The sequence below is a fragment of the Actinophytocola sp. genome (assembly GCF_045807065.1).
In the GTDB taxonomy this organism is placed as follows: Bacteria; Actinomycetota; Actinomycetes; order Mycobacteriales; family Pseudonocardiaceae; genus Actinophytocola.
The window spans coordinates 1-4,551 of record NZ_JBJMIE010000500.1 but is presented as its reverse complement, the minus strand read 5'-3'; the positions used below and the strand labels follow the sequence as shown (position 1 = coordinate 4,551).

The following is a 4,551-nucleotide window of genomic DNA, read 5'->3' as shown; positions in this document are numbered from 1 at the left end:
GTTGACCGCGAAGAACTCGCACTCGAAGTCGCCGTAGGACGCGTGCCCGCCCTCGGCGACCTCGACGAGGTTGGGCGTCAGCCGGTGTTCCTTGCACTTCGCGGCGACCAGCGCGAGCGTGAACCGCGAGCCCACGACCGGCAGGTCCGGCCGGTGGCGCAGCAGGAAGGGCACGGCGCCGATGTGGTCCTCGTGGCCGTGGGTGAGCACCACGGCGTCGAGGTCGTGCATGCGGGACTCGATGGCGCGGAAGTCCGGCAGGATCAGGTCGACGCCGGGCTGCTGGTCCTCGGGGAACAGCACACCGCAGTCGACGACGAGCAGGCGGCCGCCGAACTCGAACACGGTCATGTTGCGGCCGATCTCACCGATCCCGCCCAGCGCGACGACGCGCAGTCCCCCGTCGGCGAGTGGTGGCGGTGGAGCTTGGTTGGTCACCGATGAACCTGCCCGGCGCTCGTGTGGGTGGTCGGCGATACGTACGCCGCGGCCGCGTCGGCGTCGGCGACCCTGGCCCGGGCCACGTCGGACGGCGGCGCGTCGGCCAGCGGCACGCCCGCGTCGCTGAGGTCGGACGCGATCAGCTGGACCTGCGCCGGCGTGGCCGGCGGCAGCGGCAGGCGGGGATCGCCGGCGTCGTACCCGCGCAGCCGCAGCGCGGCCTTCACGAAGATCACGCCGCCGACCCGGCCCTGCGCCCGGTAGACCGGCAGCAGGCCGCGGTGGAGCGTGCGGGCTGTGCTGACGTCGCCGTTCTCGTAGGTCTCCAGCATGCGGCGCAGGCGGCCGGCGACCACGTGCCCGATGACGGAGACGAACCCGACGGCACCCACCGACAGCCACGGCAGGTTCAGCGCGTCGTCACCCGAGTAGTAGGCGAGGTCGGTGTTGGCGATCACCTGGCTGCCGGCGAGCAGGTCGCCCTTCGCGTCCTTGACCGCCACGATCCGGGGATGCTCGGCGAGCCGGCGCAGCGTGTCGACCTCGATGGGCACGACCGAGCGCGGCGGAATGTCGTAGAGCATGTTCGGCAGGCCCGACGCGTTGGCGACCGCCGTGAAGTGCGCGACCAGGCCGGCCTGCGGCGGCCGCGAGTAGTACGGGGTGACCACGAGCAACCCGTGCGCGCCGGCCTGCTCGGCGTCGCTGGCCAGGTGGACCGAGTGCGCGGTGTCGTACGTGCCGACCGAGGCCACCACCGTCGCCCGGTCCCCCACCGCGTCGACGACCGCCCGGATCAGGTCGGCCTTCTCGGTGTCGGACGTCGTGGGCGACTCGCCGGTGGTGCCGCTGACCACGAGGCCGTCGTTGCCGAGGTCGACGAGGTGCGCCGCGAGGCGCTGCGCCGCGTCCAGGTCGAGCTTCCCGCCGGCGTCGAAGGGTGTCACCATGGCCGTCAGCACCTGGCCGAACGGCCGTCCAGGCTTGGCGGTCGGGCACGTGTTCATGCCCTCAGACGCTACTCCACACGTGACTCGGTCAGCTGGTCGCCACTGCGTTCGTACAGGACACAGTAGACACTCCGGCGGTCCTGCCACGCCTTCGCGGTCGGCACCAGCGCGCGGTAGCGCAACGAGGCGGGGTCGGCGACCTTCTGCCTGGAGTCGAACATCGCGGTGCAGTAGCTCTCCGCGAAGTCGGCCAGTGCCGGGAGTCCGGGGTAGCCGATGTCGGGCCAGTCGTCGTACTCGCCCGGCTTCTGGTAGAAGGTGATCGCCTCGAAGACCTCGACGAGGTGCGGGTCCGCGCACTCGACGTGCGCGCCCTGGGTGATCCGCCTGCCCTCCGTGGTCAGGTCGCTGGTCAGGCAGCCGCCCTCCGGATAGGAGTCCCAGGTGAACTCCCGGACCTGGCCGTCGTCGCCGGTGCCGTAGGTGAGCGTGGTGTCCATGGCGGCCGGGACGTCCGGGCCCGGCTCGGTGGCGACGCGGAGGAGGTAGCCGCCGACCAGCAGGGCCACCGCGAGCACGGCGGCCGCCACGAGCAGTGGCTTCCGGCGGCGCCGCGGCGCCGGCGGCGGGTGGTGGGCCGCGGTGCCCCGGGGCACGACCGCGACGGTGGTGTCCGCCGGGGACGCGCCGGTCGAGCGCGCGAGCAGCCCGCGGACCTGGGCGGCGGAGGGCCGGGCGTCGGGGTGGGTGTTCAGCAGGCCCGTGACGACCGCGGCCAGCGGGCCCTGGCAGCGGGTCAGGTACGGGACCTCGTTGAGGATGGCGTGCATCGTCGCGGCCGTCGACGGGCGCTCGTACGCCGCGTAGCCCTCGACCGCGAAGAACAGGACCGCGCCGAGGGACCACAGGTCCGAGCCGGCGTCGGCGTCCTGGCCGCGCAGGCGTTCCGGGGCCATGTAGACGGGCGAGCCGATGAGAATCCCGCTGGTCGTGAGGCGCGGGTCGTCCGTGGACTGGGCGATGCCGAAGTCGGTCAGCTTCACCCGGCCGTTCGCCGTCACCATGATGTTCGACGGCTTGACGTCGCGGTGCACCACGCCCGCCGCGTGCGCCGCCTCCAGCGCGGAGAGCAGCTGGTCGGCCAGGCTCACCACGGTGCTCGGCGGCAGCGGACCCCGGGTCTCGACCAGCTCGGTCAGGGTGGACGCCTGGATCAGCTCCATCACGATGAACGTCCTGCCCGACTCGCGGAGCACGTCGAACACCGTGACCACGCCCGGATCGTTCAGCCGCCCGGCCGCGCGGGCCTCACGCAGCACCCGCTCCTCGTAGACGCGCTTCTCCTCGGGAGCCACGCCGTCGGGGAGGTGCAGCTCCTTGATCGCCACCCGGCGGCCGATGGTCCGGTCCTCGGCGAGCCACACGATGCCCATGCCGCCGCGGCCGATCTCCCGCACGAGCGCGTACCGGCCGGCGATCAGGCGCTCCGCCGCCACCTGGTCCTGGGTCACGGCGCCATCCTTTCCTGCCGGCCGTTTGCCACTCCGACCCAGGTGAGGCGCTCGCGGTTCCCCGCACAGGCTCCGCTACAGACCGCGACGGAGCCCGCGCACGACGGCGAGCGCCCGCTGGTCGCCCTCGAACTCGACGCGGGCGGCTTCGCGGCCGGTGGCGAAGAGCAGCAGCTCACCCGGCTCGCCGGTGACCGTCACGGTGTCGGGGCCGCGCCTGACGACGATCTCCTGACCGTTCGGCCGGCACAGGAGCAGGCCGACGGGGGTGCGGCGCAGCGTCATCTTGGCCAGACGGCGCAGGCCGGCCCACAGGGCCTCGTCCCGCTCGGCGTCGGGCCGCCGGGGCTCCCAGCCCGCCTGGCCGCGGCGCGTGTCCTCGTGGTGCACGAAGAACTCGATGCTGTTCACGGCGTTGTCCAGGGCCGGGATGCGGGTCGGCCACCACGGGGCCGGGCCGCCGCGGACGAGGTCGACCAGCTCGCGCCACGGGCGGCGGGCGTAGGTGTCCTGCACGCGCTTGGTGTGGCCCGCCAGGGGTTTCAGGAGGATGCCCGGGGCGGCGTCCGGGCGGCGCTCGCGGACCACCAGGTGGGCGGCCAGGTCTCTGGTCTGCCAGCCGGTGCACAGCGTGGGCTCGTTCGGCCCCAGCTCGTCGAACAGGTCACACAGGGCGGCACGCTCGGCCGTGGCGAGGGACATGGGTGGAGTGTTTCAGTTCCGGGGAATGACCTGCCGGGTGAGCTGCTTGCCGTCGCGGCTGCCGACCAGGCAGACGACCCCCCGGGAGCGCTCCGACGACGGCGCGTCCCACGACTGGCGGGTGGGCACGAGCGCGGAGTGCTTCAGCTTGCCCCGCTCGTCGGCCGGGATGGCCTCGTCCATGTTGAACACCAGGGCGCAGGACGCCTCGGCCAGCCCGCGCAGCTCCTTCTCGCCGGGGTAGGCGGTGTCGTCGGAGGCGAACGGGTCGAGCACGTACAGCACCTCGAAGTCGTGCGGACCCGCGCAGTCGGCGCTGTTGGTGTAGCTGCGGCCGGACTCCAGCCGTGCCGGCGCGCACGAGTTCTGGGACAGCTCGAACTCCGGGATGTCCGCGCCGCTGCCGCCGTAGGTGTAGGTCGGGCCCTCCGCCGGATCGGTGGCCACCGCCACCATGCCGGCGCGGCCGGCGAACCAGCCGCCGGCGAAGGCTGCCGCGACCAGGACGCCCGCGGCCGCCGCGAACGGCCACCACGGGCGGCGGCCGGGCGGGGCGGGGTCCGGCCGGGTGACCTGCGGCGGGGTGTACATCGAGGTCGGGGTGTGCTGTTCGGGCGGGGTGACCCTGGCGAGCAGGCCGCGCACCTGCTGCGTGGACAGCCTGGCCTGCGGGGTGACGTTGAGCAGGCCGGTGATCACCGCCGCCAGCGGGCCCTGGCAGTGGGTCAGGTACGGGACCTCGCTCAGGATGGCGTGCATCGTCGCCGCCGTGGTCTGGCGCTCGAACGCCGCGCGGCCCTCGACCGCGAAGTAGAGCGAGGCGGCCAGCGCCCACAGGTCCGAGCCGGCGTCGGCCTGCTCGCCGCGGATGACCTCGGGCGCGAGGTAGGTCGGCGAGCCGACGAGCGTGCCGCTGGTGGTCAGGCGCGGGTCGTCGACGGCGTGGG

5 protein-coding genes are annotated in these 4,551 nt (G+C 73.5%); all 5 read right to left on the bottom strand.

Annotated features, from left to right (window positions below; all coding sequences use genetic code 11):
• A partial coding sequence (locus tag ACJ73U_RS29290) for an MBL fold metallo-hydrolase (protein WP_407780958.1) occupies positions 1 to 438 on the bottom strand: 438 nt, incomplete at its 3' end.
• Positions 435 to 1,448, bottom strand: coding sequence for a 4-hydroxy-tetrahydrodipicolinate synthase (dapA, locus tag ACJ73U_RS29285; protein ID WP_407780957.1), 1,014 nt, complete (start codon positions 1,446 to 1,448; stop codon positions 435 to 437). The genes dapA and ACJ73U_RS29290, both read right to left, overlap by 4 nt.
• Positions 1,449 to 1,459: 11 nt before the next feature.
• Positions 1,460 to 2,902: a protein kinase domain-containing protein gene (locus ACJ73U_RS29280; protein ID WP_407780956.1), complete on the bottom strand. Its 1,443-nt coding sequence runs from the start codon at positions 2,900 to 2,902 to the stop codon at positions 1,460 to 1,462.
• A 75-nt stretch (positions 2,903 to 2,977) separates the two neighbouring features.
• Positions 2,978 to 3,604: a TIGR03085 family metal-binding protein gene (locus ACJ73U_RS29275; protein ID WP_407780955.1), complete on the bottom strand. Its 627-nt coding sequence runs from the start codon at positions 3,602 to 3,604 to the stop codon at positions 2,978 to 2,980.
• Between the two features lie 12 nt (positions 3,605 to 3,616).
• Positions 3,617 to 4,551 (bottom strand): protein kinase domain-containing protein (locus ACJ73U_RS29270; protein ID WP_407780954.1); only part of this gene is annotated, 935 nt, incomplete at its 5' end.

Bases quoted from the DNA above. Each gene is read 5' to 3' on its own strand.
- dapA (WP_407780957.1), bottom strand. From the start codon at position 1,448: ATGAACACGTGCCCGACCGCCAAGCCTGGACGGCCGTTCGGCCAGGTG.
- ACJ73U_RS29275 (WP_407780955.1), bottom strand. From the start codon at position 3,604: ATGTCCCTCGCCACGGCCGAGCGTGCCGCCCTGTGTGACCTGTTCGAC.